General features: G+C 67.4%; 19 protein-coding genes, 1 tRNA gene and 1 pseudogene. 4 read left to right on the top strand and 17 right to left on the bottom strand.

Annotated elements, in window-relative coordinates; translation table 11 throughout:
• Positions 1–135 precede the first annotated feature (135 nt).
• The 5 genes and pseudogenes from ACEYYA_RS06565 to sciP form a co-directional block, all read right to left on the bottom strand.
• Positions 136–3,972, bottom strand: coding sequence for a DEAD/DEAH box helicase (locus ACEYYA_RS06565; RefSeq protein ID WP_374798834.1), 3,837 nt, complete (start codon positions 3,970–3,972; stop codon positions 136–138).
• A 1-nt stretch (position 3,973) separates the two neighbouring features.
• Entirely contained in the window at positions 3,974–6,133 is a 2,160-nt protein-coding gene (gene ligA, locus ACEYYA_RS06560) for an NAD-dependent DNA ligase LigA (protein WP_374798832.1), read from the bottom strand.
• A 335-nt stretch (positions 6,134–6,468) separates the two neighbouring features.
• A pseudogene (locus ACEYYA_RS06555) lies at positions 6,469–7,605 on the bottom strand (IS3 family transposase).
• A 913-nt stretch (positions 7,606–8,518) separates the two neighbouring features.
• Positions 8,519–9,232 carry a response regulator transcription factor CtrA gene (gene ctrA / locus ACEYYA_RS06550; protein WP_374798830.1) on the bottom strand — a complete coding sequence of 238 codons (714 nt, stop codon included), beginning with the start codon at positions 9,230–9,232 and terminating at the stop codon, positions 8,519–8,521.
• A 92-nt stretch (positions 9,233–9,324) separates the two neighbouring features.
• Positions 9,325–9,603, bottom strand: coding sequence for a CtrA inhibitor SciP (gene sciP / locus ACEYYA_RS06545; RefSeq protein ID WP_374799118.1), 279 nt, complete (start codon positions 9,601–9,603; stop codon positions 9,325–9,327).
• Positions 9,604–9,708: 105 nt separating this feature from the next.
• Here sciP and mnmA point away from each other — a divergent pair, with 105 nt between their 5' ends.
• Positions 9,709–10,845, top strand: a complete 1,137-nt coding sequence (gene mnmA, locus ACEYYA_RS06540) for a tRNA 2-thiouridine(34) synthase MnmA (RefSeq protein WP_374798828.1) — start codon at positions 9,709–9,711, stop codon at positions 10,843–10,845.
• Between the two features lie 91 nt (positions 10,846–10,936).
• Here mnmA and proB read toward each other — a convergent pair whose 3' ends face one another.
• From proB to ACEYYA_RS06525, 3 genes are read right to left on the bottom strand one after another with little or no spacing between them, the layout of a single operon-like run.
• Complete coding sequence (gene proB, locus ACEYYA_RS06535; RefSeq protein WP_374798826.1) at positions 10,937–12,055, bottom strand: glutamate 5-kinase; 1,119 nt, start codon at positions 12,053–12,055, stop codon at positions 10,937–10,939.
• Positions 12,043–13,080 (bottom strand): GTPase ObgE, encoded by a 1,038-nt coding sequence (gene obgE, locus ACEYYA_RS06530; RefSeq protein WP_374798824.1) that lies wholly within the window; start codon positions 13,078–13,080, stop codon positions 12,043–12,045. The genes proB and obgE overlap by 13 nt, the downstream gene beginning before the upstream one ends.
• 37 nt (positions 13,081–13,117) lie before the next feature.
• Positions 13,118–13,861: a cytochrome c biogenesis CcdA family protein gene (locus ACEYYA_RS06525; protein ID WP_374798822.1), complete on the bottom strand. Its 744-nt coding sequence runs from the start codon at positions 13,859–13,861 to the stop codon at positions 13,118–13,120.
• A gap of 238 nt (positions 13,862–14,099) precedes the next feature.
• On the opposite strand from ACEYYA_RS06525, the gene ACEYYA_RS06520 reads away from it, so the two are divergent.
• A complete protein-coding gene (locus tag ACEYYA_RS06520) occupies positions 14,100–14,780 on the top strand; it encodes a DUF502 domain-containing protein (protein ID WP_374799116.1) in 681 nt (226 codons plus the stop codon).
• 6 nt (positions 14,781–14,786) lie between these two features.
• Here ACEYYA_RS06520 and ACEYYA_RS06515 read toward each other — a convergent pair whose 3' ends face one another.
• The 3 genes from ACEYYA_RS06515 to ACEYYA_RS06505 form a co-directional block, all read right to left on the bottom strand.
• The gene (locus ACEYYA_RS06515; RefSeq protein WP_374798820.1) at positions 14,787–15,905 is read right to left on the bottom strand and encodes a patatin-like phospholipase family protein; all 1,119 of its coding nucleotides are present in this window, start codon (positions 15,903–15,905) and stop codon (positions 14,787–14,789) included.
• A 63-nt stretch (positions 15,906–15,968) separates the two neighbouring features.
• Positions 15,969–16,044, bottom strand: a tRNA-Thr gene (locus ACEYYA_RS06510).
• Between the two features lie 160 nt (positions 16,045–16,204).
• On the bottom strand, positions 16,205–17,839 hold the full coding sequence (locus ACEYYA_RS06505) for an ABC transporter permease (protein ID WP_374799114.1): 1,635 nt from the start codon (positions 17,837–17,839) through the stop codon (positions 16,205–16,207).
• 119 nt (positions 17,840–17,958) lie between these two features.
• Here ACEYYA_RS06505 and ACEYYA_RS06500 point away from each other — a divergent pair, with 119 nt between their 5' ends.
• A complete protein-coding gene (locus tag ACEYYA_RS06500; RefSeq protein ID WP_374798818.1) occupies positions 17,959–18,861 on the top strand; it encodes a hypothetical protein in 903 nt (300 codons plus the stop codon).
• A gap of 455 nt (positions 18,862–19,316) precedes the next feature.
• Here the strand turns inward: ACEYYA_RS06500 and ACEYYA_RS06495 are convergent, their stop codons facing one another.
• Positions 19,317–19,568 (bottom strand): DUF2312 domain-containing protein, encoded by a 252-nt coding sequence (locus ACEYYA_RS06495; RefSeq protein ID WP_374798816.1) that lies wholly within the window; start codon positions 19,566–19,568, stop codon positions 19,317–19,319.
• A gap of 158 nt (positions 19,569–19,726) precedes the next feature.
• On the opposite strand from ACEYYA_RS06495, the gene ACEYYA_RS06490 reads away from it, so the two are divergent.
• Positions 19,727–19,951 carry a hypothetical protein gene (locus ACEYYA_RS06490; protein WP_374798814.1) on the top strand — a complete coding sequence of 75 codons (225 nt, stop codon included), beginning with the start codon at positions 19,727–19,729 and terminating at the stop codon, positions 19,949–19,951.
• Positions 19,952–21,125: 1,174 nt separating this feature from the next.
• Here ACEYYA_RS06490 and ACEYYA_RS06485 read toward each other — a convergent pair.
• From ACEYYA_RS06485 to ACEYYA_RS06465, 5 genes are all read right to left on the bottom strand, one after another.
• The gene (locus tag ACEYYA_RS06485) at positions 21,126–21,443 is read right to left on the bottom strand and encodes a TraR/DksA family transcriptional regulator (protein ID WP_374798812.1); all 318 of its coding nucleotides are present in this window, start codon (positions 21,441–21,443) and stop codon (positions 21,126–21,128) included.
• 206 nt (positions 21,444–21,649) lie between these two features.
• Complete coding sequence (locus tag ACEYYA_RS06480; RefSeq protein WP_374798810.1) at positions 21,650–22,843, bottom strand: FliM/FliN family flagellar motor switch protein; 1,194 nt, start codon at positions 22,841–22,843, stop codon at positions 21,650–21,652.
• Positions 22,844–22,915: 72 nt separating this feature from the next.
• Positions 22,916–25,642 carry an ATP-binding protein gene (locus ACEYYA_RS06475; protein WP_374798808.1) on the bottom strand — a complete coding sequence of 909 codons (2,727 nt, stop codon included), beginning with the start codon at positions 25,640–25,642 and terminating at the stop codon, positions 22,916–22,918.
• Positions 25,632–26,042 carry a hypothetical protein gene (locus ACEYYA_RS06470; protein WP_374798806.1) on the bottom strand — a complete coding sequence of 137 codons (411 nt, stop codon included), beginning with the start codon at positions 26,040–26,042 and terminating at the stop codon, positions 25,632–25,634. The genes ACEYYA_RS06475 and ACEYYA_RS06470 overlap by 11 nt, the downstream gene beginning before the upstream one ends.
• On the bottom strand, positions 26,035–26,433 hold the full coding sequence (locus ACEYYA_RS06465; RefSeq protein ID WP_374798804.1) for a response regulator transcription factor: 399 nt from the start codon (positions 26,431–26,433) through the stop codon (positions 26,035–26,037). The genes ACEYYA_RS06470 and ACEYYA_RS06465 overlap by 8 nt, the downstream gene beginning before the upstream one ends.
• Positions 26,434–26,481 lie beyond the last annotated feature (48 nt).

The raw sequence follows: 26,481 nt of genomic DNA, 5'->3' as shown, positions 1-26,481 counted from the left end.
CTGTCGGACAGGATCGAGGGCGAACGACGCAGGGTCAGGATCAACTGGGACATGGCAACCTCCTTGGTTGCTATTTTGTTCTCATGATTCTGCGCGCGTGTAAAGAACTTTTTAAGAACATCCGTGAACACTGCCCTAACCTATCGAAAGGAGGCGAATCGCACGATCCTGTTCCATCAGCCACAGCAGCACCCGCGCCGCCTGACCTCGATCCGTCACCAGCCCCGGATCGTCGGCCAGAAGCTTGCGCGCATCGCTTTGCGCAACCGCCATCAGACCCGCCTGACGCTCCAGATCGGCAATCTGGAACCGCGGCAGCCCGGCCTGAGCCGTGCCGATCAGATCGCCCGCGCCGCGCAGGGCCAGGTCTTCCTCGGCGATGCGAAAGCCGTCCTCGCTGTCGCGCAGGATGCTCAGGCGGCGACTGGCGGTCTCGGACAGGGGCGGCTGAAACAGCATCAGGCAGGTCGACCGCGCCGCCCCGCGCCCGACCCGCCCGCGAAGCTGATGAAGCTGCGCCAGCCCGAAACTTTCCGCGCGTTCGATCACCATGATCGAGGCATTGGGCACGTTTACCCCCACCTCGATCACCGTGGTGGCCACCAGAACGCGGGACCGGCCATCGGCAAAGGCAGCCATTGCCGCGTCCTTTTGTTCGGGGGGCATCTGGCCGTGCACCAGAGCCACCAAGCCAGCGTCGTCGGGTGCGGGATCAGACAGAAGCTGCGTCGATCCATCGGTGATCGGTTTGCCGACATCGACCACTGAGGACGCGCCCGGTGACGGCTTGTCAGCGTTGGCGGGGGGTGACCCGCTGACGGACGTCGGAACGTGGGCGAGCAGGCTTTCGGCGGCAGACCGCGCCACATCTGCGGCCGCTGGCTGGACGGCCTGTCGAGGTGCGGCCGACGGCCCATGCGCGTCGGCGGGCGGGGGAGCGTCTGGCTGTGAACCTGCCTCGTCGCGGCGGCCTGCGGGGTAGGACGCGGCGGAGGGTAGCGGGACGTCAGTCAAGCTGGGCGCGTCTGGCTGTGAAGGCGCTTCCTGGGGCGCTTCGTCGCTGGCAAGTCCGACACCATCCGGCGGGAACGCTGAGCCGGCGGCCCAAGGCGCTGCTCTCCGCTGCCCTTCGGCTTCGACCTGAGCGGCGTAGGTGGGTGCCGGCGCATCTGCGGGCCATGGCGCGGCGGCGGGCGGGGGAGCGTCTGGCTGTGAGCCTGCCTCGTGGCGGCGGCCAGCGGGGTAGGACGCGGCGGGTAGTAGAGGGACGTCAGTCAAGCTGGGCGCGTCTGGCTGTGAAGGCGCTTCGTCACTGCGGCCTGCGGGGTAAGTCGGGTCAAGGTCGGGGGGTAGCGCCCCTTCAGTCAAGCTGCGCGCGTGTGGCCGCGCGCCTGCATCGTCGCGTCGGCCTGCGTGGTCGGACCGCTCAAGATCCGAGGGCGGCACCCCTTCACTCAAGCTGGGCGCGTGCTGTGAACCTGCCGCGTCGCTGCGGTCATCTCGGGGCAACCGCGCGTGGTCGGAAAAGGGTGAGCGGGTGGGCTGGATCGCTTCGGGTTGGTCCGAAGGCCCTTCGGTGAACGGTCCTTTGGTGGCAAACCTTGCGTCGTCAGATCGCAGCGGGGCGGGGGCGTGCGACGTCGCGTCTGGATGCCCGCCATCTGTGGCAGGTCGACCACCGTCAAAGGACGTTCGCGCGTCAGCGGCCGCATGGCCATCGGGCGAGCAAGCTCCGCCGTCGCACGGTTCATCCGCAGGCCAGCCGGTCTCGGTGACGGGTGCTGCCGCGTCCGAAGGCGATGGCACGCCCACGGCGCTTGCCACTTCGTCAGACCCCGACGCCATCACGGGTGGACTGCCGCCCTCGCGGCGCGTGGCATCATCGGGGGCGCGTGGTGCGCCGGGCTGCTTCGCGGCCGCATCTGGGGTGTCATCCGACAGAACGGACGCGCTGCCCGCCAATGGCGCATCGGCTGCCCCGGGAATACTGCCCCTGCCCGGCTGTGTTGGGGGCGCTGTTTCGCCCGATGGCGACAGCAGGTCGGCGGGCGATGGACGACCCGGCGGGATGCTGGTGCCGGGCTGCGCATGCCTGGCCGCCACTGGCGATCGCGGTAATGCCGCCGCCGAGGGGCGGTCATCGGCCCGCGAGGGCGATGGCTGATGAACCGCCCCGGCGCGGTCATGCGCCGCCGCGCCGCCGGACCCCGCCTGCGTGCCAGGCGGCAGCCCGACCGCTTCGCCGGGCCGTTGATCCGCCGAAGGCGGGGCCACCGGGCCGCGCAGCAAAGCATCGGACCGGGCCGATTGCGCCCTTGGCGCGGGCGCGCTGCCGGAATGCGGGCCGATGGGGGCCGGCGGTCGGTCGCCCCGGCTCAGGCGCGATATGCCACCGCCCGCCGCAGGCGCAGCTTGGCCGACCCCCAGCCCAAGCGCCTCCAGCCGGGCGCGCAGCATCTGAAAGCGGGTCTCGGCGGCGGTCAGGTCGGTCAGTTCGCTATCCTCGACCAGCGGGCAGACCCAATAGGCCTGACGACCCTCGGCAATCGCCTGGGCCAGGTGCTGCACCACCTCCTCCAGCCGGTCCATGGCGATCAGCGCGGTTGTCACCGGGCTGCGGCCCGGCGGCTTTTCGTCCAGCAGGCTGATGTCCATATCGCCATATTGGGCCAGCGACAGCGATCGCGGGATCGGTGTCGCGGTCATCACCAGCACGTCGGGGGCCTGCCCCTTGGCGCCCAGTTCCATCCGTTGCGCGACGCCAAAGCGGTGCTGTTCGTCGATGATCGCCAGCCGAAGATCGGCAAATTCGACGCCGGGCTGAAAGACGGCATGAGTGCCGATCAGCAGATCGATCCGGCCCTGCGCCAGATCGGCCAGCCTGGCGGCTCGATCCGCGCCCTTGTCGCGTCCAGTCAACAGCGCGATGCGCAGGCCCGCCGCATGCGCCAGCGGCGCCAGCGATTGCAGATGCTGGCGCGCCAGGATCTCGGTCGGGGCCATCAGCACCGCCTGCCCCCCGGCCTCGGCTGCAATCGCGGCGGCCAGCAGCGCGACCAGCGTCTTGCCCGAGCCGACATCGCCCTGAAGCAGCCGGTTCATCCGGCCCGGCGCGGCCATGTCCGCCGCGATCTGACCGACCGCGCGGATCTGCGCCCCGGTGGGCGAAAAAGGCAGCGCCGCCAAGATCTTGTCCCGCGTGGCGCCGGTTCCCTGGGTCACGCGGCCCTTGCCGCGGCGCTTGTCGCGCCGCGCAAGCGCGAGCGTCAGTTGATGGGCGAACAGCTCATCATAGGCAAGGCGCGCACGGGCGGGCGCATGGGCCGCGACATCGGCAAGACCCTGTGGCGCATGGGCGGCGATCAGCGCGGCGCGCCAATCGGGCCAGCCCTCACGGCGCTTCAATTCGGGGTCGATCCAGTCGGGCAGATCGGGGGCGCGGTCCAGCGCCGCCCGCACCACGCGGGTCACGCTTTTCTGTGTCACCCCCGCGACCAGCGGATAGACCGGCTGGTAACGCGGCTGATCGGCGGCCTCATCCTCGGTCAGGATCTGGTCAGGATGCACGATCTGGGCCATGCCGTCGAACAATTCGACCTTGCCCGAGATCACGCGCCGCGCCCCGACCGGCAGTTGCCGCGCCAGGAAATCGCCGCGCGCGTGGAAAAAGATCAGGGTGAAATCGCAGGCCGCGTCACGCACGACCACGCGGGTCGGCCCGCCGCGCCGGGTCGCGAGGTAGTGGCGCAGCACGGTGACGGTGACGGTGACGATGCCGGGTGGCACCACGTCGCGGACCGAGGCAACGGGGCGGCGGTCGATCACCGTATTCGGCAGCGCAAACAGCGCATCGCGCAGCCGGGTGATGCGCAAGCCCTCCAGCGCGCGCGCCAGCTTGTCGCCGATGCCGCTGACGGTCTCGACCCCGGCGAACAGCGGAAACAGGATCGGTGGGCGGCCACGCGGTGTCATGCTACCCCCCGATCAGCGCGAGCCAGGCATCTTCATCCAGCACGCGGATGCCCAGGGCCTCGGCTTTGGTGGCCTTGGACCCCGCACCCGGACCCGCCACCAGAATGTCGGTCGAGGCCGAAACCGAGCCCGCGACCTTGGCGCCAAGCGCCTCGGCCCGCGCCTTGGCCTCGGCCCGCGTCATCGTGGCCAGGGTGCCGGTAAAGACGACGGTCAGCCCGGCCACCGGGCTGTCGGCCTGCGCCGGGCTTTCAGCGGGCAGCACAGTCAGTTGCGCAACCAAAGCGTCGATGGCGGCGCGTTCGGCGGCAAAACCATGCACAAGCGCGCGGGCGCTGACCGCACCCATCCCGTCGATCGACACGAGGTCGGCCCAGGCGGGGCTGGTCTCGTCCATCGCCTCGGTCAGGCCGGTGACGAGGGCGTCCCAGGTGCCGTAGTGACGCGCCACCAGGCTGGCGGCGCTTTCGCCGATATGACGGATGCCAAGCGCAAGGATCAGCCGGGCCAGCGGGATGCGGCGGCGCGCCTCGATCGCGGCGAACAGCTTGTTGGCCGAGGTCTCGCCCCAGCCGTCGCGGTTCTTCAGCCGCGACAGATTGGCCGCGTCGCGGGCCGCCAAGGTGAAGATGTCGGCGGGCTGGCGGATCGGCAGCACCGGGTCGGCTTGGAACATCTCGATCTGGCGGGCGCCCAGCCCCTCGATGTCGAAGGCCGGTCGACTGACGAAATATTTCAGCTTTTCAAGCGATTGCGCCGGGCAGATCAGGCCGCCGGTGCAGCGGCGCACGGCATCGCCCGCCTCGCGCAGGGCTTCGGAGCCGCAGGCGGGGCAGCGGTCGGGAAAGACAAAGGGCGTGGCGCCGGGCGGGCGGGCCTCGGGGTCGATACCGGCGATCTTGGGGATCACGTCGCCGGCGCGATAGACCTCAACCCGGTCGCCGATGCGGATATCCTGGCCGTCGCGGATCGGCGTGCCGGTCGAATCGCGTCCGGCGATGTAATCTTCGTTGTGCAGCGTCGCGTTCGAGACCACGACCCCGCCGACCGTGATCGGCGTCAGCCGCGCCACCGGCGACAGGGCACCGGTGCGGCCCACCTGAATGTCGATCGCCTCAAGCCGGGTCCAGGCGCGTTCGGCGGGAAACTTCTGCGCGATCGCCCAACGCGGCGTGGTGGCGCGCAGGCCAAGGCGGGCTTGCAGCGCCAGATCATCGACCTTGAACACCGTGCCGTCGATATCATACCCCAAGCCCGCGCGCCCCGCGCCCAGATCGTGCCAGGCCGCAATCATCGCCGCGACATCGGCGCAGAGCCGATTGGCCGGGTTCACCCGAAAGCCGAGCCGCGCAAGTTCGGACAGCGCCCCCCATTGGGTCGCGGCCAGCGGGGCCGAGACCTCACCCCAGCCATAGGCGAAAAAGCGCAGCGGGCGGCTGGCCGTGATGGTCGCGTCAAGCTGGCGCAGCGATCCTGCGGCGGCATTGCGCGGGTTGGCAAAGGTCTTGGCACCCGCCGCCGCCTGACGGTCGTTCAGCGCGGCGAAATCGGGCTGGGACATATAGACCTCGCCCCGCACCTCAAGCAGGGGGGGGGCGTCGGCGGGCAAGGTCTGGGGGATGTCGGCGATCTGGCGGGCGTTGGCGGTCACGTTTTCGCCGGTTTCGCCATCGCCACGGGTCGCGGCATGGATCAGTCGCCCGCCCTCATAGCGCAGGGACAGCGACAGGCCGTCGATCTTGGGTTCGGCGGTAAAGGCCAGGGGCGCATCTGGCGCAAGGTTCAGAAAGGCACGGATGCGGGCGTCGAAATCATGCAGGTCGGCGTCGGAAAAGCCGTTTTCCAGGCTGAGCATCCGGCGGGCGTGGCGGATCTTGGCAAAGCCATCCGCGGGGGCCGCGCCGATCTGGCGGGTCGGGCTGTCGGGCCGGGCCAGGTCGGGAAAAGCGGCCTCAAGCGCGCGAAGCCGGGCCTTGGCGGCGTCATAATCGGCATCGGTCATCACCGGATCATCGTCGCGATGATAGGCCAGATCGGCCGCGGCCACCCGCGCCGAGAGGTCATCACGCAGCGCCGCCGCAGCCGACGGGGACAGCGCGGCAAGATCGCGGTTCTGGCCCGCATCGCTGCGGCTGTGTTCGGCTTCGCTGTGACTGGCCATCGGATCCCCGCTGTCTGCACCTGCCCCCTTGATAGGCATCGCGGCGGTCGCGGTCCAGCGCGGGCCGCGGGTGCGGGCCGTCAGGGCGGGCTGGATCGCGGCGAGCGGCTCGGGCTCGTCAAGTCAGTGCTTCGAGCGGGCCGTTGCCGCGCAGGCCGTATCGCCGCCGCAGGGAAGCCGCGCGGTGAGTGGCACATGGGCAGGACGATGCGCGACGCCTTGGGCAGGCCCGCGTGAGGGACACCGCTTCGTAGCAAGGTGGGCGGAGAGCGGAGAGCGGGGAGCGGAGAGCGGAGTGTGCTACTCCCCATCTTTTGGACAGTTTCGGGGATGATTTAAGCTACTCTCTGCCTCTGCTGGTCGGTTTCGATCTGGTTGAAGTAGACCACGGCGGGCGGCTGTCCGCCATGGGCGGCATGAGGCCGCTGGTGATTGTAGAAGGTGATCCATCGGCCGACACCGGCCTTGGCCTGCGACCCGGTTTCCCAAGCGTGCAGGTAGACGCACTCATATTTCAGGGACCGCCACAGGCGCTCGATGAAGATGTTGTCGAGGCAGCGCCCTTTCCCGTCCATGGATATCCGGATGCCGACGCGCTTCAGCCGGTCGGTCCAGGTAAAGGACGTGAACTGGCTGCCCTGATCGGTGTTCATGATCTCGGGTGCGCCAAAGCGGTGGATGGCCTCGTTCAGCGCCTCGACGCAGAAGTCGGCCTCCAGCGTGTTCGATATCCGCCAGGCCAGCACCTTGCGGGTGAACCAGTCCATGATGGCGACCAGGTAGAGGAACCCACGCCGCATCGGCAGATAGGTGATGTCGGCGCACCAGACCTGGTTGGGCCGATCGACCCGCAGCCCGCCCAGCAGGTAAGGGTAGGTCTTGTGCCCCTTCGCCGGCCTGCTGGTGTTGGGCTTCTGGTAAATCGGCATCAGCCGCATCAGACGCCGGATGCGCTTCTGGTTCACAGGATAGCCCTCGTTCTGCAGGTGCCAGGTCATCTGCCGAACGCCTGAGATGCGGGGTTTCCAGGAACTGCCGGTCGATCAGCCGCATCAGCGCCAGGTTCAGTTCGCTCTCGCCCTGTGGCGCGTAATAAAACGACGACCGCGAGATCGACAGCAGGCGGCATTGCGCCCCGACCGACAGCTGGGGGTGGTGGCGTTCGATCATCCCGCGCCTCACTTGCCAGTCCAGGGCTTGAGCTTTCGTGACAAAAAATCGTTGGCGACAGCCAGCTCTCCGATCTTGGCATGCAGCGATCGCATCGTCTCCTCGTCGATCTCGGCCTTCTTCTTGCTGCCGCGCTCGAAAATCTCCGGCGCCCCCTCGAGAAGGGCACGCTTCCACTGATTGATCATTGTCGGATGCACGCCATATTCCGACGCCAGCTCAGAAACGGTGCGCTCGCCTTTTAGCGCCTCGAGCGCCACACGGGCCTTGAAGCCAGCATCATGATTCCTGCGTTTCGACATCTCTGATCTCCTCGTTCTTGGAGACCAGCAGACGGTAGATCGTAGCTTCCGTCACTGTCCAATTTTTGGGGGGGTGCTCAAGGCCAAGCATGAGTTGGCGAACAAGTTGTCGGCCATGTTAGACTCACTCTCACGTCGCCTCGCGGCCGCTATCCGCCTCGCGTGCGGCATAACAGCCGCACACATCACGCGCACGATCGCCCGTTCGGACTAAGGCCACGTCACACCCAAACCCATGCCACTTCGCAGCTGCTATCCGCCCAGCGTGCGGCGTAACAGCCGCAGACATCACGCGCATGATCGCCCGCTCGGACTAAGGCCACGTCAAACACCTTCTCACAGCGCATCGGAGCCGCCACCCGACCCGTGTCAGTCATGACACCCGCCGACATGAGACGCCTAATTGGCCGACCCGAGCTCGGATTAGATCAAACCCTTCTTACATCGCCTCGGAGCAGCCACCCGACCTGTGTCCTATATGGAACCCGCAGGCATCCGAGACGCCTGATCGGCCGACCGGGGCTAGAGTCAGATCAAACCCCTTCTCACGCGGCCTGGCAGCGCCCGCCCGAACCCCGGTATGACAGCCAGCCCGCTCACCAGCATGACCGCATGATTTGGCGAACCAGTTGCGCGCCACTTTACACCGCACTCACAGCGCCTCCGAGCTGCGACTCGCCACCCGACAGGCATGACACCCGCAGACATGGCACAAGTGATCGGCCGCGCGGACCTAGGGCCACCTCAGACCCCTCATCACCGCGCCTCGGAGCCGACACCCGACCCGCGCACGACAAGACCGCCACGGCCCGCCCACCGAGAAAACCCAGGCCCGGCCATCACGACCGGGCCTGGCGGAGCAACCTTATCTGCTGGTCGTCATCTGGCAAAGCTGGCGGGTCATCGGCGTCGCTCAGGCGCCCACGGCGACGCGGCGTTCGGCCTCGGCGATCTCGGGGTCGCGCAGGACATAGCCCCTGCCCCAGACGGTTTCGATGTAATTGTCGCCCCCCGTCGCCTCGGCCAGCTTCTTGCGCAATTTGCAGATGAATACGTCGATGATCTTCAGCTCCGGCTCATCCATGCCGCCATAAAGGTGGTTCAGGAACATCTCTTTGGTCAGCGTGGTGCCTTTGCGCAGGCTGAGCAGTTCCAGCATCTGATATTCCTTGCCCGTCAGATGGATGGGCTTGCCGCCCGCCTCGACCGATTTGGCATCCAGATTGACATGCACCTGCCCGGTGCGGATCACCGATTGGGCATGGCCCTTGGACCGGCGGATGATCGCGTGGATGCGCGCCACCAGTTCCTCGCGGTGGAAGGGTTTGACCATATAGTCATCCGCCCCGAAACCAAAGCCGCGCACCTTGTTTTCGGTGTCGTCCGATCCGGTCAGGATCAGGATCGGCGTATCGATCCGCGCCTGACGCAACTGGCGCAGCACCTCCATCCCGTTCATGTCGGGCAGGTTCAGGTCCAGCAGGATCAGGTCATAGTCGTAAAGCTTGGCCAGATCGATGCCCTCCTCGCCCATGTCGGTGCCATAGACGTTGAAATTGGCATGGGTCAGCATCAGCTCGATACTGCGCGCGGTCGTCGGATCATCTTCAACAAGCAGGATTCGCATGAGGCACCCTTGGCGTTCGTTCCCGTCAGTCGATCCAGATCACGAAAAGGTTAACACACCGTTACCTTGTTCATGATTTTGCAGAAATCAATCTAAAGATGCATGTATTTGCGCAGTTGGGTCGCGCGCAGCGCCGCAGGGCCGTGGCGATGGACCGCCAGAACCCACCCGTCAAACTCCTCCTCCGACAGATCATAGCGCCGAATCGCCTCATCGCGGCTGATCAGGCCATGGGTCACGCCGGTGACCACCCGCGCCTTGCGTGAGGCGACCCAGCGGCGCGTATCGGCCTCGGGCAGATCGGCCAGGGTGAACACGGTCCCGTCAGGCAAAGTGACAGCCCTTGGACCAGCGGATTTTTTCAGATACATGGGGCCTTCCCGGTTCATGTCGATGCGCCTTGATGGCCCGACAGCCCTTAAATCCGGGTGAAGCCCAAGCGGGATAATCATTCAATTTTTCCGGGATTTCGACCAATGACCCAGCCGATCAACAGCCTTGGTTTCGCCAAAGCGCCGCGCGACACCCGCGTGGTGGTGGCGATGTCGGGCGGGGTCGATTCCTCGGTCGTGGCGGCGCTCTTGCACGATCAGGGCTATGATGTCGTGGGGGTCACGCTGCAACTTTATGACCACGGCGCGGCCTTGGCGAAAAAGGGTGCCTGCTGCGCCGGGCGCGACATTCACGATGCGCGCCGCGTCGCCGAAACCCTGGGCTTTCCCCACTATGTCCTTGATTATGAAAACATCTTCAAGGATGCGGTGATCGAGGAATTCGCCGATGCCTATCTGGCCGGCGCGACCCCGGTGCCCTGTATCCGCTGCAATGAAAGGGTCAAGTTCAAGGATCTGCTGGCCACGGCGCGCGACCTGGATGCCGATTGCATGGCGACCGGCCACTATATCCGCCGCCTGGACGGCCCGGCGGGGGCGGAACTGCACATGGCCGCCGACCCGGCCCGCGACCAAAGCTATTTCCTGTTCTCGACCACCAGCGAACAGCTTGATTTCCTGCGCTTTCCGCTGGGCGGGCTGGCCTCCAAGGCAGAGACGCGCGCCTTGGCCGCGCGCTATGGCCTGGCGATTGCCGACAAGCCCGACAGCCAGGACATCTGCTTCGTGCCGAACGGCAATTACGCATCCGTCATCGAAAAACTGCGCCCCGGCGCCGCCGATCCGGGCGATATCGTCGATCTGGAAGGGCGCGTTCTGGGCCAGCATCGCGGTGTGATCCATTACACCATCGGCCAACGCCGCGGCCTGGGCATCGGCGGGGGCGAGCCGTTGTTCGTCGTCAAGCTTGACCCCGCGACGCGCCAGGTGATCGTCGGCCCGCGTGAGGCCCTGGCAACCCGCACCGTCATCCTCGGCGAGGTCAACTGGCTGGGCGATCAGCCCTTCACCGAAACCGGCCCGACCGAATTGCGGGTGCGCGTCCGCTCGACCCGCGCGCCTGCCTCGGCCATCCTGCGCCCGACCGGCCCCACCAGTGCCGAGGTCGAACTGACCACCGCCGAAGACGGCATTTCACCCGGCCAGGCCTGCGTCTTTTACGCGCCCGAGGGCAGCCGCGTGCTGGGCGGCGGCTGGATCAAGGGCACCCGTTCAATGTGAGTATTTGGGAACAGAAGAAGCCCCTTCTTTCTTGTCCAAATACGCATCCGCACCATCAACCCGCGGAGGTGGCAACCCGCGCAGGTGGGCGTCAGTCCATGACCAGATCGTCGCGATGGATCAGCGCGGCGCGGCCCTGATAGCCTAGGATCGCCGCGATTTCGCCCGATTTATGCCCGGCAATCGCCACGGCCTCGTCGGCGGTATAGCGGATCAGACCGGCGGCCAGATGCCCACCGGCAGTGTCCAGCACCGCCACCGGATCGCCGCGACCGAAACGGCCCTCGACCCGCGTCACCCCGGCAGGCAGCAGCGATTTGCCCTGACGCAGCGCGGCCACGGCGCCGGGATCGACCACGATATGCCCGCGCGGCTTCATCGCCGCGATCCAGCGCTTGCGCGCCGCCTGCGGGTCGCCCTCGGGCAGGAACCAGGTGGTGCGTGCGCCGTCCGCCAGGGCGCTGATCGGGCGGCTGACCGAGCCTTCCATGATCGCCATGGCGCAACCGCCCGCGACGGCGGTGCGCGCCGCCAGCAGTTTGGTCTTCATGCCGCCCTTCGACAGGCCCGAGACCGGATCGCCCGCCATCGCCTCAACCTCGGGGGTGATGTGGGCGATCACGGGAAAATGCCGGGCCTCGGGGTTGGTCTTGGGATTGTCGGAATAAAAGCCGTCGACATCCGACAACAGGATCAACTGATCCGCGCCCACCGTCACCGCGATCTGCGCGGCCAGCCGGTCATTGTCGCCAAAGCGGATTTCATCGGTCGCCACGGTGTCGTTTTCATTGACGATCGGCACCACGCCGAGGGCCAGCAAGGTCTCCATCGTGGCGCGGCTGTTCAGGTAGCGGCGGCGATCCTCGGTATCTTCCAGCGTCACCAGCACCTGCGCGGCGGTGATGCCGTGGGGGGCAAGCGCCTCCTGATAGGCCTGGGCCAGGCGGATCTGCCCGACCGCCGCCGCCGCCTGCGATTGTTCCAGCGTCAGCGGCCCGCCGGGCAGGTTCAGCAGCCTGCGCCCCAGGGCGATCGACCCCGAGGACACCAGGATCACATCCGCCCCGCGCCCGCGCGCCTGCGCCACGTCATCCACCAAGGCGGTCAGCCATTCAGCCTTCAGCCCGCCGGGCCCCACCAGCAGCGCCGATCCGATCTTGACCACCAGCCGCCGCGCGGCGCGCACATCGGGTGTCGTCAGGGTGTCCATGTGCCTTCGGCCTCGTCCGGGGTGATGCGGGTGGTGCGGTCTGCGGCGATGGCCGACCAGAGCGCGCGCAGAACCTCGGTCACGCCCTGGCCCGACACGCCCGAAATGACCGCGACCTTTGCCCCCAGCTCTGCCTCAAGCGCCGCGCGACGCTCGGCCAGCGTGTCCGCATCCAGCGCATCGGCCTTGTTCAGCGCGGTCACGCGCGGCTTGTGGGCCAGATCGGGGGAGTATTTCTCAAGCTCGGTCAGGATGGTGCGGGCGTCCTCGGCCACGGTTTCCGACGTGCCATCCACCAGATGCAGCAGCACCGCGCTGCGTTCGACATGGCCCAGAAAGCGGTCGCCAATGCCGCGGCCTTCGCTGGCCCCCTCGATCAGGCCGGGGATGTCGGCCATCACGAACTCTTTGCCGTCGATGCCGACCACGCCCAGGTTGGGGTGCAGCGTGGTGAACGGATAATCCGCGATCTTCGGCCGCGCGTTCGACACCTTGGACAGGAAGGTCGATTTCCCGGCATTCGGCAAGCCCAGAAGCCCCGCATCCGCGATCAGCTTCAGCCGCAGCCACAGGGTGCGCTCCACCCCCGGCAGGCCGGGGTTGGCATGACGCGGCGCCCGGTTGGTCGAGGATTTGAAATGCATGTTGCCAAAGCCGCCATTGCCGCCCTTGGCCAACAGCACGCGCTGCCCCACCTCGGTCAGGTCGGCGATCACCGTTTCCTGGTCTTCCTCCAGGATTTCGGTGCCCACCGGCACGCGGATCACGATGTCATCGCCATCCTTGCCGGTGCGTTGGCTGCCCATGCCGCCCTGCCCCGACTTGGCGAAGAAATGCTGCTGATAGCGAAAGTCGATCAGGGTGTTCAGCCCCTCGACCGTTTCCACCCAGACATCGCCGCCGCGCCCGCCATTGCCGCCATCAGGGCCGCCGAACTCGATGAACTTTTCGCGCCGGAAGGACACGCAGCCCGACCCGCCGCCGCCCGAGCGGATATAGATTTTCGCCAGATCCAGAAACTTCATCGCGCGCCCCTTCGGTCAAGGGGGCGGGATAGCGCCCCTAGCCGAAACTGGCAAGGCCGGGGAATGTTTCCAAGAGCCAATAGGCAAAGGCCGAGAACGCCCCGGTCAACAGCGCCGCGCCGACGATGACCAGCAAAAGGCCCATGGCGCGTTCGATCACCGCCATGTGCCGCTTCATCCGCGCCATCAGTCCGACCGCGCGGGTGATGAAGATCGCCGCCAGCAGGAACGGGATGCCAAGGCCAAGCGCATAGATCGCCAAAAGCGCGGTGCCGCGCGCCATGTTCGCCTCGGATGCCGCAAGCGACAGGATCATGCCAAGCTGCGGGCCGATGCAGGGCGTCCAGCCAAAGGCGAAGGCCAGCCCCAGCACATAGGCCCCCATCGCGCTGCCGCCCTGATCGCCGGTCTCGATCCGCGCCTCGCGGTCAAGGATGGGGATGCGGATCACATGCAGGAAATGCAGGCCCAGGATGATGACCATGGCGCCGGCGGCGCGGGCGAACCAATCCTGCCAGGCCAGAAAGAACTGACCGAATGCGGATGCCGCAAAGCCCAGGAACAGGAACACCGTCGACAGGCCCAGCACGAAGAACAGCGCAGGCACCACCGCCGACCGCCGCCCCTGTTGCAGATCGCCCACCCCGGTGCCCGCCATATAGGCCAGATAGGGCGGCACGATCGGCAGCACGCAGGGCGAAAGAAAGGACAAAAGCCCGGCCGTCAACGCCACAAGCGCGGCGGGCAGGAAGGCGGCGTCGATCAGGTCAATTCCAAACATGGCCGACCGATAGCAGCTTGCCCGCGCCCGGTCACGCCCCCACGGCGCGGCGCGCTGTCACAGATCCGTGGTCGTGGAATGCCAGATTGCGGCGGGGTCGCGCTGCGCCTAAGCTGGGCTGGCGCTGCCGCCTGCCTGCGCCTGCCGAAAGCCCGCCCCCTGCTGAAAGCCCTTCCCCGTGTCCCAGACCGACCCGCATGACCCCGGCCCTGCCCCGCCCTCGACCGAGCCGCCGCATCTGATCCTGCCGCCCAAGCCCCGTGGGCTGTTTGCGGCGCTGCGCGCGTCCTTTCTGACCGGGCTGGTGGTGATCGCGCCGATCGGCCTGACGGTCTGGCTGTTCTGGACGCTGGCGGGCTGGATCGATGGCTGGGTGCTGCCGGTGATCCCGGCGCGCTGGCATCCCGAACACTATATCGGCATCAACCTGCGCGGTGTGGGTGTCATCTTCTTTCTGGTCTTTACCATCGTCATCGGCTGGCTGGCCAAGGGGCTGATCGGGCGGTCGCTGATCCGCTGGGGCGAATCGGTGGTCGACCGGATGCCGGTGGTCCGGTCGGTCTATAACGGGCTGAAACAGATCGCCGAAACCGTCCTCAGCCAGTCCGAGGCAAAGTTCGACCGCGCCTGCATGGTCGAATATCCGCGCAGGGGCATGTGGGGGCTTGGCTTCGTCTCGGGCAAGGCCAAGGGCGAGATCGGGCGGCACAACCCCGAGGATCCACTGATGGCGGTGTTCGTGCCGACCACACCGAACCCGACATCGGGGTTTCTGCTATATGTGCCCGAAAGCCAGGTCATCTATCTGGACATGACGGTCGAGGATGCGGCCAAGCTGATCATCAGCGCGGGCCTGGTCTATCCGCCCCCGCGGAAAGACGCCGCAAAGCCCGACCCTGCCGCCCTGCCCCCGGTTTAGCGCGGCTTACGCCCCGGCCAGCTCGGCCGCCTTTTCGGCAGCCTTTTCCGCCGCGCGGACCGAAGGCCGGATCGCCGGGCCGAAGATCGGTTCCAGATCATAGCTGTCGCGCACCCCGATGCAGGATGAACATTCCGACAGCCAGCGGTCGGCGGCATCCTGACCGGCGGCCTTCATGCGGCCCAACATGCCGGGGCCGGGCAGGATCTTGGACCGCGCCGACAGGTCGTTCATCAGCGCATCATCCATGATCATGTGCAGGTTGATCGCCTTCAGCGTCATGTCCTTGATCTTGCCCTGCGCGATCATGCCCTTCATGAATTGCAGCGCGCGCAACTCGCGCAGCAGGCTGCTGTTGAAGCTGATCTCGTTGATGCGGTCGGCGATGGCGGCAGGGCTTTTCGGGATCGCGTCGCGCGACATCGGGTTGATGTTGACCACCACGATGTCGCCGGGCAGGTCTGCATCATAGAGCGGGAACAGCGCCGGATTGCCGGTATAGCCGCCATCCCAATAGGCTTCGATCTGGCCGGTGGCGGGATCTTTGAACTCGATCGCGCGAAACAGCGTCGGCAGGCAGGCCGAGGCCAGGATCACGTCGGGCGTGACCTCTTTTTCCGAGAAGACGCGGATGCGGCCGGTGCGCACATTGGTCGCCGAGATGAACAGCAGCGGCCCGCGGCGGGCGTTGATGCCATCATAGGGAAGGTCATCGACGATGGATTTCAACGGGTTACGGTAAAAGGGGCCGTAATCGTAGGGGCTGAACAGGCGCGTCATCCCCTCGACCCAGGCGGCGGGCGAGAACAGCTCGGCCATGCGCTGCATCGGCGCGGGCACCGGCAGCATCGGAAAGAACCACCGCGCCAGCCGCGATTCGCTGACCTGTCCGACCCGGCCCCAGACGTAATCCAGATTTTCGCGCGCGGCCTGACGCCCGGCATGGCCCGCGCCCTTGGCCAGCCCCGCCTTCAGCGCCGCGCCGTTCAACGCCCCGGCGGACGTGCCGGTGATGCCGGCGATCTCGATCCAGTCCTCATCCAGCAGACGGTCCAGCACGCCCCAGGTAAAGGCGCCATGCGCGCCGCCGCCCTGAAGGGCAAGGTTGATCTGGCGGGTTTCCATGGGGGCCTCCTGCGGTGCTGTCGGGCGAACTGGTCTGGCTTTCGGGACTGAACGCCGCAGCACTGGTGCCGGTTGCAGGGATCGAACCCGCGACCTTCGGTTTACAAAACCGCTGCTCTACCAGCTGAGCTAAACCGGCCTGCCCCAGCCCATAGCGCGGCACCGGGCGCGGGTCAATGCGCCCTGACGGGTCGCGGTCAGACGATTGCACCCTGACGGGTCGCGGGCAGACGATTGCGCCCTGACGGGTCGCGGGCAGACGATTGCGCCCTGACGGGTCGTGGGCAGACGATTGCGCCCTAACGGGTGGCGGCGCGCGTCGATCGCGCCAGCAGCGCCACGGCGACCAGCCCGACCGCCATCACCAGCAGCGCGGCGGGCGCGGCCTCGGCCAGTTGCTCGATACTGGCCTTTTCATGCACCCGCGTCGCCAGGGTTTCATAGTTGAAGGGTCGCAACAGCAGCGTCGCCGGCAGTTCCTTGGAACAATCGACAAAGACCAACAGCAGCGCCGCCCCGACCGATCCGCGCATCATCGGCAGGTAGACGCTGCGCAAGGTGCCGCCCGCGTCGCGCCCCAGCGACCGCGCCGCCATCGGCAGCGATGGCGAGACCCGGCCAAAGGCCGCATCCACCGCGCCCTGGCCGATGGCGAAGAACCGCACCACATAGGCCAGCACCACCGCCGCCGCCGATCCGGTCATGAGAAGCCCCGGATCGCGCCCCGTCAGCCATTCGATCGCATCGGCCAGCCGGTGATCCAGCGCCGCCAGCGGGATCAGGATGCCGACCGCCAGCACCGCCCCCGGCGCGGCATAGCCTAGCGTCGTCACCGGCAGCAATCGGCGCGGCAGCAACCGCCCCGACAGCCGCACGCCGTATACCATGAACAGCGCCAGCCCCACGGTCAGCACCGCGCCCAGCCCGCCGGTGAACAGCGTATGCCACAGCGCCCGCGACAGGCCGGGGCCGAACCAGGCGTCAGGCTTGGTCAGGCCGTAAGACAGCATGATCGCGACCGGCAGCACGAAGCCCAGCAGCAGCGGCAGCACACAGGCCGCCGTCGCCAGCCAGCCCGCCACGCCCGGCAGATCCTGGCGCAGGATCGGGCGCGGCTGGCGGGCACTTTGGAAATAGCGCGCGCGGCGGCGGCCGCTGCGTTCCAGCCCGATCAGCAGGAACACGATCGCCAGGATCATCACCGCGATCTGCGCAGCACCGCCCGCATTGCCGCCCTCAAGCCAGGTGGTGAAGATGCCGGTGGTCAGCGTCTGCACGCCGAAATAATCGACCACGCCGTAATCGGCGACCGCCTCCATCATCGCAATCGCCGCACCCGTGGCAATCGCCGGCCGCGCCAGTGGCAAGCCGACCCGCCAGAACAGCGCGAATGGCCCGGCCCCCAGGGCGCGCGCGACCTCATAACTGGAACCCGATTGTTCGTGAAACGCCGCGCGGGCCAGCAGATAGACATAGGGATACAGCGCCGCCCCCAGCACCAGCACCGCCGCCCAGCGGGACCGGATCGCCGGAAAGCTGTAGTCACCCGCCGATTGCCAGCCCATCAGATCGCGCAGCATGACCTGCACCGGGCCGGAATAGTCAAGAAAATCAACCAGCGCATAGGCCCCGACATAGGCCGGGATCGCCAGAGGCAGCAGCAGCAGCCATTCCAGCCACCGCACCCCCGGAAAGCGATACATCGACACCAGCCAGGCCGCCCCCGCCCCGATCGCCGCAGCCAGCAGGCCCACGCCCGCCGTCAGCACGACGGTGTTAGCCAGATAGCGCGGCAGCGTCGTGGCCATCAGATGCGGCCAGATGTTTTCGCTGGGAAAGAACGCCATCCACAGCACCGCCGCAATCGGTGCCGCCACCAGCGCCGCGATCAGCACCGCCCCCAGCGACCACAGTGGCCCGGCACCGCCGCGCATCGCCGGCTCGGTATCGGATACGGTCAGGCGGCTGGCCGCAGCGGGGCGGGTTCGGGGCAGATCGGTCATGCCGTCGCGCCTAGCGCAAAGCGGTTTCCCTGTCCAGAAAAGCCCGTATGATGCGGCGCAAAGCAAGCGAAGGCATCATGAAGATCGTCTATCACCTGGGCGCCCATGGCACCGAAGAAGAACTGATCCTGCGCGTCCTGTTGCGCAACCGCCCGACGCTGGCGCAGCATGGGGTGGTGGTGCCCGCCCCCTCGCGCTATCGCCCGATCCTGCATGAGGCGATCCGCACCCTGCGCGGCACCCGCGCCAGCCCCGCCATGCAAGAGGCGATGATGGATGCGATCCTGGAGGAGGACGCCCCGCAGCGCATCATCCTGAGCCATGAAAACTTCCTCTCCACGGCGGTGCGATCCATCGGGCCGGGCGGGCTTTACCCCTTTGCCGGGCAAAAGCCGATGCATATGGCGCATCTGTTCCCCGATATCGACTGCGAGTTTCACCTAGCCCTGCGCCACCCCGCCGCGCTGTTGATGTCGATGCTGCAACGCCTGCCCGGCGCCAGCTACGAGCAGATGATGGAGGGGGTCGAGCCGCTTCAGCTGCGCTGGGCGCCGATGCTGCGCCAGTTCGTGTCCGCCGCCGCCGGGCGTCCGGTGGTGCTGTGGTGCCACGAGGATGCGCCGCTGATCTGGCCCGAAATCATCCGCCGCATGGCCGGCATCGGCCCCGATGTGCCGATCATGGGCAATGCGGCGCTGCTGGGACGCCTGCTGACGCGCGAGGGGATGGATTGGCTGAACGCCCGCGTCGCCGAGACGCCCCCCGCCACCATCGGCGAGCGGCGCGATCTGGTGTCGCAGGCGCTGATGCGCTTTGCCAACCCCGCCGAGACCGAACAGCAGATCACCTTCCCCGGCTGGACCACCGAACTGGTCGAGGATCTGGATGATCTATACGACGATGACGTGGCCGAGGTCGCGGCCCTGCCCGGGGTCGAGTTCATCGCCCCTTGACGAAAAGCTGGTCCCGCGCGGCTTTGCAGCCCGGGCGGCTTGCGGCTTGCGGCTTGCGGCTTGCGGCTTGCGGCTTGCGGGATCATCGGCGCGGTTGATCGGCCAGTCAAGTTGCGCAACGCGATGGCGCGTTCTCCGATGGCACGTCTTCCCGGGCATCGGTGTCGGCAGGGGCCAGTCCTGCAAGATCGCGCGCGTGATTGATTGACCAGTCAATCAAATTGCGCGCCGATCCCACCCAGCCGGCAGCCATGCCAGCCGACCATCAGGCGGCGCAGCCCGGGGACGCGGCCTGTCGGGAAAAGCTCGGGGGCTTGCCGAAGGGCCTGCTCTACGGTTTGTCCACGTGTGACTGCGCTACAACGGCGGCGCGCAGGCACCACGTGTCGATGACGCGGCCGCCCAGGGCCGTCATTCTGCGGCGAAGCGCAGGCGCATCGTCGCCAAGAAGCTGTTTACCCCATGCCCAGGGCAGCCTTGTACATTTCCAGGATCGCCTCTTCTTCGGCGATGTCGTTCTTGTCGCGCTTGCGCAGCGCGATCACCTTGCGCATCACCTTGGTGTCATAGCCGCGCGCCTTGGCCTCGGCCATCACCTCTTTCTGGCGTTCGGCGATATCTTTCTTTTCGGCGTCAAGCTGTTCAAATTGTTCGATGAACTGGCGTAGTTCGTCGGCGGCAACGGCGTAGGTGGCATCAGAGGACATGGCGCGGCTTTCGGTTGGCTTCGGGGGTGTTCCGGCGGTTCTCCGGGGGTTCTGACTAGCCGCTGACGCGCGGCGGGGCAAGATGGCGGGCTTGCGGTCCGGGACTTGCGGGAAGGGTCCGGCGCGGCTAGGGGATCGGCAGCGAACGGAGGATGGCGATGATCTGGACGGTGTTGATCTGGGGCGGCGCGGCGGTGTCGGTGCTTGGGCTGGTGGGGATCCTGTGGTCGTTGGTGACGGTCACCCGCGCGCGCCGCGCGGGGCTGGACGACACCGCGCTCCGCGCCCAGATGGGCCGTAGCCTGGTCATCAACCTGGGCTCGCTGATGGTCTCGGTGATCGGTCTGATGATGGTGGTGATCGGGATTTTCCTTGGGCCATAAGGCACGGGCGCCCAGCCGGGCCGCGGCACCCCTTTAAGATCAAGCGCATCATGCGCGCGCAGCGTGGCAGACAAAGCGCGACGCCTTTGGCGAACACAAAGACTTAGGCGCAACACATCCACAGCGGCATGGCCCCCCCCGCTTCGCGTCCGGTGCGACATGGGGCGCGCCGATGCCGCACCACCGTGGAGAGGGACCGAGCTGAAAGGGCCGGCAAACGCAACCGGCCGCACGCCACCGCATCACAGCGCGACAAACCGCAGCACAACACACCGCAACCCGGCAGAACGCGCCGCGACGCAGCGCGCAGCCGTGCAACGCATCGACGCGACGCAGCGAAGCGTCAGGTCATCAAATACTGCCACAGGTGGCCAAACCCGCCCCCGCTGCTTCACCGGATTGCGCAAGCGGTGGCATAAGTCGCGGTCTACATGTCGGCGGTCGGAACCCTCAGGCCGGATCCCGGAGGGCGGATCGCAGAGGACAGGCGCCAAATGTCGTGCGTCACGATCCAGACGTCGCAGGCCAAGGCCACAGTCCACCGTAGAAGGCCAGACTTCGGGTTCCATAGGTCGCACGCCGGCCATCACAGGCCACCCATCGCCTCCCAGACATCAGACGCCAGCGTTAATAGCCCAGACCGCTTCGGCCAGACCTTATATGGCTACGATCACAGACCAGACTTAAGGCGCTATAGACGGCGGGGCGCGCATAACGGGCCAGCCGTCAAAAGTCAGCAGTCACGCGCCAGCGGCCCCTAGACATCGCAGGCCAGATCTCGCATGTCGCCATCACCACTAACACGCAAATGCCATAGGCTGCGGGCCGGGCACTGCGGGCCAAAAATCACGCGCCAGCGCTAACGGTCAAGACACCAAAAGCCAGACCTCACCGGCCCGCTGTCACGGACCAGACGACGGGGCCACAAATAGCGGGGCGCGCATCACGGCCATCCGCCGAGGGTCAGCAATCACGCGCCAGCGGCACCCCCTCCGGAGATCTCAAGCCAGACCTCGCAGGCCCGCCGTCACAGACCACAGGTCAGCGTCCATAGGTCGAGGGCCGACCCTTCGTTGCATGTCAGACGCCGCAGGTCAGACGTCACCGCCCCCACATCGCAACCCTGCTGTCAGACCCCTCTGCCAAGGACCAGACACCAGCGGCCCGGCGCTTCCTACACGGCGCAGTTGCGGCAAAAGGGGGTTGCCGGGATGACGTCGAGACGCTCTTCCGAGATCTGGTTTCCACATTGCACGCAATAGCCATATTCGCCTTCGTCGATACGGGCCAGCGCGGCGTCGATCATGCGCAATTCCTCGGTCGCGGATTGGCCAAGGTCGTTCAGCACCTCATCCTGTTCGCGCTCGGTTGCCATTTCCTCCCAGTCCTTCGATTCATGCGAGTCGAGTTCCTGATCGATCTCGGCCATCCGGCCCTTGAGGAAGGTCTGGCGCGCGGTCAGTTCCGTCTTGCGTTCGGTCACGGATTTCATCGGTTCCTCCTTGGGCCGCTCAGGCATGATATGCGCCACAACCGCGATCCCCCGAACAGGGTTCCGGGTCGGGTCTTTGCGCCATCTCGGCCGGGCCATGGCTGGGGACGCATCGGTTGGGGCGGCTGCCCGATCCTCTTTTCCCGGGCGCGGGTGGCACTGTCAATGACAGTGGTGGCGCGCCAGCGGAGTTAACGCAAACGCGGTCATCCAAAGGCCATTTTCAGCGGCACGAGGGCCATCTCCTCCTCCGGGGTGCTGTTGTCAAATCCCGCCATTGGCAGCGGGGGCAGCTCGCCCAGCGGCGGCAAATCCCCGAGGGTTGGCAATTCCCCCAAGGCGGGCAGCGCGGCCAGGGACGGCAAGTCGTCCAAAGCGGGCAATTCACCCAAGGGCTGCGTCGTCAACCCGGCCGGGGGCACGGCAAGGATCCCTTCGCCGCCGGGGGCCGTCGCGACCTCTGATGACATGGCCGCCCCTGGCCCGTTCAGCCGCAGCGCGCGTTGGCCGCGGTGCTGGCCAAGGCGGGCGGTCGCGATCACCTGACCCGCCACCTCAAGCCGCAGATCCTGCGCAGCGCCATCGGGCAGCGGCAGGAGTGCGCCCGGCTGCAAGTCCATCGCCTGTGTCAGCGGCAGCGCGATGCGGGCCAGCACGCCGGTGATCGCCACCTCGGCCTGCATCACGCGGCCCTGAAGGTCGTCCTGCCACTGCGCAGCGGCGCGGGCGGCGGCGGCTTGGGCGGCCAGCGTCGCGGGATGCAGCACGGTGCCGCGCGCAGGTTCGGCCCGCGTCAGCCGCGCCTGGGCAGGCAAGGCCAGCAGCAGCCGACCCTGTCGCTGGCCGTCGCCGCCCATCGTCAGATCGGCCGACAGCCCGCGCAGGGCGCCGTCCTCAAGCATCAGGCCCAGCGGGCGCGGATCATCAAGGAATGAGGCGAAGCGATAACCCGCCGCCCATTCCTGACCGGCGATCCCGGTCAGCAAATCCTCGAACCCCGCCATCACGACATCCAGAAATGGCGCGGCCAGCGCGGCATCGGTGCGGGTCGGGCGGCGCGGCGTGACCGGGCGATGCGACAGCCGACCCATGGTCTGCACCTCGATCAGGCTGGCCACGGTGATCGGGCACAGCGCGGCGATCCCCAAAGCCTCGCCCGGGCCTTCCAGCACGGCGATCAGCGCCTGATCCATGATCGCCTCGGGCAGGTCGGCCAGCGACAAGGCGCGCGGCGTGACACCATGGGCGCGCAGCGGCAGCGACAGGTCGGTGTCGGCAGCGCGTGACAGCGCCAGCGCCAAGGCGCGCGCCGGTGTCATCGCCAGGGGCTGCGGACGCTCCGCCCGTCCGCGCGCGGCCTTGCGCGCCAATGCGGATGCCGCCCCACCGATCTGATCCATGCGCTTGCCCGCCTGTGCCGCGACTCATCCCCGCCATCTAGGCAGATCGGGGTTGAGAAAGGGTTGACGCGATCACGTCCTGTCCAGCGTCCCGTCGCGCAGCCGGTCGGGAAGGGTCACGCGAAAGGCCGCCCCGCCCTGCCCCGGCAGATAGTCGATGTCGCCGCCCAGGTTCACCATGATCTCGCGGCAGATCGCCAGCCCCAGACCCGCGCCGCCGGCCCGCTGGGTATCCGTCAGCCGCGCGAACTTTTCAAAGATCAGCCCCTGCGCACTGGCCGGAATCCCCGACCCGTTGTCGATCACGTCGATGGCGATGCGGCCCGCGTCGCGGCGCACCTCGATGCGCAATTCGGGGCGGTCGGCATCGCAATATTTGCGCGCATTCGACACAAGGTTGATCAGCACCTGGACCAGCCGGTCGGCATCGGTGGCGATCGGCAGATGCTCGGTCATGCGGTTGCGGCGGATGCGAAAGTCGCGCTCGGCCCGCGTGGCAGAGGCCGCCTGCACGGCGCGGTCGATCAGGTCGTGCAGATTGGTCACGCTGACGGTCAGTTGCGCGCGCCGGTTCTCGAGCACCGCCAGATCCAGCAGGTCATCCAGCAGCCGGGTCAGGCGGCGCGATTCCTGGTGGATGACGTCGGCATATTGGGCGCGCAGGGCCTCGGGCAGGTCCGGCTCCATCAGGATTTCGGAAAACGCCCGGATCGAGGTCATCGGCGTGCGCAATTCATGGCTGATCTGGCCCAGAAAGGCATCCTTCTGATCCGACAGCGATTGCAGCTTGTCATTGGCGTCGCGCAGTGCGCGCGCGGCACGGGCCAGTTCGGCCGATTGCGCCTCAAGCTGGGCGGAATGTTCCTTGGCCTGGCGCGCCTCACCGGCCACCGCGATCAGATCGGCGACCGAGACCGTCTCGCCCCCCGTCACCTGGGCGATCATCGCATGGGCGGTGGCGGCGCCGACGGTGGCCGCCATGCGCCGTTCCAGCCCCGCCATAAAGGCCGGGCCGGGGTCGGGCAGATAGCCCGCCTTGCCCTGATCGCGCGCGGCGCGCTGAAAGAAGCTTTGCGCCTCGGCCGGGCCAAGGATGCGCTGCGCCATGGTCAGCAGATCCTCGGCATCGGCGCGGCCTTGGCCATAGCCGCGCGACCCGCCGCCGGGGCTTTGGTCGAAGACATTGACAAAGGCCAGGCCCTGCAACCGCTCGATCGGGCCGGGAAAGGTCAGCAGCGACACCGCCAGAAAGGCCAGCGTGTTGGCTGTCAGCGACCAGAACAGGCAGTGCATCAACGGGTCCAGACCCGTCAGCCCGAACAGCGAGAACGGCCGCAGCCAGGGCAGACCGAAGGGGCCGTGATCCATCAGCCCGGCAGGCAGCAGCCCCGACGGGCCGACCGAGGGCAGAAACAGCGCGTAAAGCCAGATCGCAAAGCCCAGGCTGACCCCCGCCAGCGCCCCCGCGCGCGTCGCCCCGCGCCAGTAAAGCCCGCCGATCATCGCCGGCAGCATCTGCGCCACGCCCACGAATGAGATCAGCCCCATCGCCGCAAGCGCCGCACCGCCGCCCGACAGCGCGTGATAGGCATAGCCCATGGCCAGCACCGCCGCGATCGAGGCCCGGCGCGAGATCAGCACCAGCCCGCGCAGATCGCCCCGCGCCGCCAGTGCGCCCGGCGCCGTCTCGGCCCGCAGGCGCAGCACGGCGGGCATGACGATATGGTTCGACACCATCGTGGCGACCGCGATGGCGGCCATGATGACCATGGATGTGGCGCTGGAAAACCCGCCCAGAAAGGCGATCAGCGCGACATTGCCCGCACCATGGGTCAGTGGCAGGGTGATGACGAACAGGTCGGGATTGGCGGTGGCGGGCAGCGTCGTCAGCCCGACCACGGCGATGGGCAGGACGAAGGCGCTCATCACCAGCAGATAGGCGGGGAAGGCCCAGCCGGCGGCGGCCAGGTGGCGCTCATCCGCGTTTTCCACGACCATCACCTGAAACATGCGCGGCAAGGTGAAGATCGCGGCGGCCGAGGTGAAGATCAGCCCGCTCCAGCGACCCGGATCCAGTTGCCAGCCCAGGCCTGCGGGCGTCGTCTGGATCAGCGCCAGCCGGTCGGCAATCGCGCCAAGCCCGCCCGCGATGCCCCAGATCACGAAGCCGCCGACGATGACAAAGGCCACCAGCTTGACCACCGCCTCAAGCGCGATGGCCATGACCACGCCGTGATGACGCTCATCCGCGTCCAGATGGCGCGTGCCGAACAGCACGGTGAACACCGCAAGACCCGCCGCCACCCACAGGGTCGTGGCCCCCTGATCGGGCAGCGCCCAGCCGGTCGGCCTGTCCGAGGCAAAGACCGCGAAGGACAGCGTGACCGATTGCAATTGCAGCGCGATATAGGGCGTGACGGCGATCACCGCGATCAGCGTGACCACTACGCCCAAGGTGGCCGATTTGCCAAAGCGCGATGAAATCAGGTCAGCGATCGAGGTGATACGATGCGCGCGCCCGACCCGCACCAGCTTGCGCAGCGTCCACCACCAGCCGACAAAAACCAGCGTCGGGCCAAGATAGATCGTCAGATATTCCAACCCCGACCGCGCCGCATAGCCGACCGCGCCGTAAAACGTCCAGGCGCTGCAATAGACCGACAGCGACAGCGTATAGACGGTGGCCGAATTGGCCCAGCGCAGCCGCCCGGCGCGGGCGCCGCGTTCGGCGGCAAAGGCGACGGCGAACATCAGGATGACATAGGCCAGGCAGACCGCGACCAGCACGTTAAACGGCATCGCGCGGCCCCGCTGTGGGATGATCGGGGGGCGGATCGGCTGCGCTGCCGTCGCGGGCCGGGTGATGACCGATGGCGGATGTCGCCCCCGGATCGGGCGGCCAGATCGCGGTTGCCAGCGCCGGTTCATCGCTGCCGACCGGATCCTCGGTTGCGCCGATGGCCGGGGCCAGAACCCGGCCGATCACAGCCGCCGCCAGCACCATCACCAGCCAGACGCCCAGCATCAGCGCAAGGCCTCGCCCGAACCACATCGGATGCTGCGGATGATGGCCCGCGTGAAACACCGGCAGGATCACCGCGAGGGCCCCCAGCACCGGCACCAGCCGCGCCGCATCCATCATCCGCCGCAGACGATAGGCGCGCCGCGCCAGAAACGGCGTCATCAGCCGTTCAGGCATCGGCAAGCCCTGCACCCGGCGCGGCCATCAGCGCGGCCACGGCGGCGCGCAGATCGTCATTGCCAAAGGGCTTGGCCAGAAAGGCGGTGGCCCCGGCGCGGGCCGCGGCCTCGCGGTCGCGGGCCTGGCCGCGCGCGGTCAGCATCAGCACCGGCAGCGAACCCAACCCTTCGGCGGCGCGCAGCTTGGCCAACACCTCCAGCCCCGAGGCGCCGGGCAGCATCATGTCAAGGATTACGGCATCGGGCCGCGCCAGGGTGATCGCGGCCATCGCATCGTCGCCGCGCCCATGCAGGCTGACCTGCCAGCCCGCGCGGGTCAGCACGAAACGCACGGCCTCGGCGATGTTCGGTTCATCCTCGATCAGCAGGATATGTCCCGGCTCAGCCATGATCTGCGTCCCCCATGCGCCGATATGACGCTGCGTCGCGCGGCTTTT

The sequence above is a fragment of the Paracoccus zhouxuedongae genome, assembly GCF_041927815.1.
GTDB lineage: Bacteria > Pseudomonadota > Alphaproteobacteria > Rhodobacterales > Rhodobacteraceae > Paracoccus.
Note: the sequence above shows the minus strand (reverse complement) of the source record. Positions and strands in the feature narration are given on the sequence as shown.

What these genes read in the sequence shown, in the direction of transcription:
- ACEYYA_RS06565 (WP_374798834.1), bottom strand. Translation starts at nt 3,972, where the DNA reads ATGACACCGCGTGGCCGCCCACCGATCCTGTTTCCGCTGTTCGCCGGG.
- ligA (WP_374798832.1), bottom strand. Translation starts at nt 6,133, where the DNA reads ATGGCCAGTCACAGCGAAGCCGAACACAGCCGCAGCGATGCGGGCCAG.
- ctrA (WP_374798830.1), bottom strand. Translation starts at nt 9,232, where the DNA reads ATGCGAATCCTGCTTGTTGAAGATGATCCGACGACCGCGCGCAGTATC.
- sciP (WP_374799118.1), bottom strand. Translation starts at nt 9,603, where the DNA reads ATGTATCTGAAAAAATCCGCTGGTCCAAGGGCTGTCACTTTGCCTGAC.
- mnmA (WP_374798828.1), top strand. Translation starts at nt 9,709, where the DNA reads ATGACCCAGCCGATCAACAGCCTTGGTTTCGCCAAAGCGCCGCGCGAC.
- proB (WP_374798826.1), bottom strand. Translation starts at nt 12,055, where the DNA reads ATGGACACCCTGACGACACCCGATGTGCGCGCCGCGCGGCGGCTGGTG.
- obgE (WP_374798824.1), bottom strand. Translation starts at nt 13,080, where the DNA reads ATGAAGTTTCTGGATCTGGCGAAAATCTATATCCGCTCGGGCGGCGGC.
- ACEYYA_RS06525 (WP_374798822.1), bottom strand. Translation starts at nt 13,861, where the DNA reads ATGTTTGGAATTGACCTGATCGACGCCGCCTTCCTGCCCGCCGCGCTT.
- ACEYYA_RS06515 (WP_374798820.1), bottom strand. Translation starts at nt 15,905, where the DNA reads ATGGAAACCCGCCAGATCAACCTTGCCCTTCAGGGCGGCGGCGCGCAT.
- ACEYYA_RS06505 (WP_374799114.1), bottom strand. Translation starts at nt 17,839, where the DNA reads ATGCGCGGCGGTGCCGGGCCACTGTGGTCGCTGGGGGCGGTGCTGATC.
- ACEYYA_RS06500 (WP_374798818.1), top strand. Translation starts at nt 17,959, where the DNA reads ATGCGGCGCAAAGCAAGCGAAGGCATCATGAAGATCGTCTATCACCTG.
- ACEYYA_RS06495 (WP_374798816.1), bottom strand. Translation starts at nt 19,568, where the DNA reads ATGTCCTCTGATGCCACCTACGCCGTTGCCGCCGACGAACTACGCCAG.
- ACEYYA_RS06490 (WP_374798814.1), top strand. Translation starts at nt 19,727, where the DNA reads ATGATCTGGACGGTGTTGATCTGGGGCGGCGCGGCGGTGTCGGTGCTT.
- ACEYYA_RS06485 (WP_374798812.1), bottom strand. Translation starts at nt 21,443, where the DNA reads ATGAAATCCGTGACCGAACGCAAGACGGAACTGACCGCGCGCCAGACC.
- ACEYYA_RS06480 (WP_374798810.1), bottom strand. Translation starts at nt 22,843, where the DNA reads ATGGATCAGATCGGTGGGGCGGCATCCGCATTGGCGCGCAAGGCCGCG.
- ACEYYA_RS06475 (WP_374798808.1), bottom strand. Translation starts at nt 25,642, where the DNA reads ATGCCGTTTAACGTGCTGGTCGCGGTCTGCCTGGCCTATGTCATCCTG.
- ACEYYA_RS06470 (WP_374798806.1), bottom strand. Translation starts at nt 26,042, where the DNA reads ATGCCTGAACGGCTGATGACGCCGTTTCTGGCGCGGCGCGCCTATCGT.
- ACEYYA_RS06465 (WP_374798804.1), bottom strand. Translation starts at nt 26,433, where the DNA reads ATGGCTGAGCCGGGACATATCCTGCTGATCGAGGATGAACCGAACATC.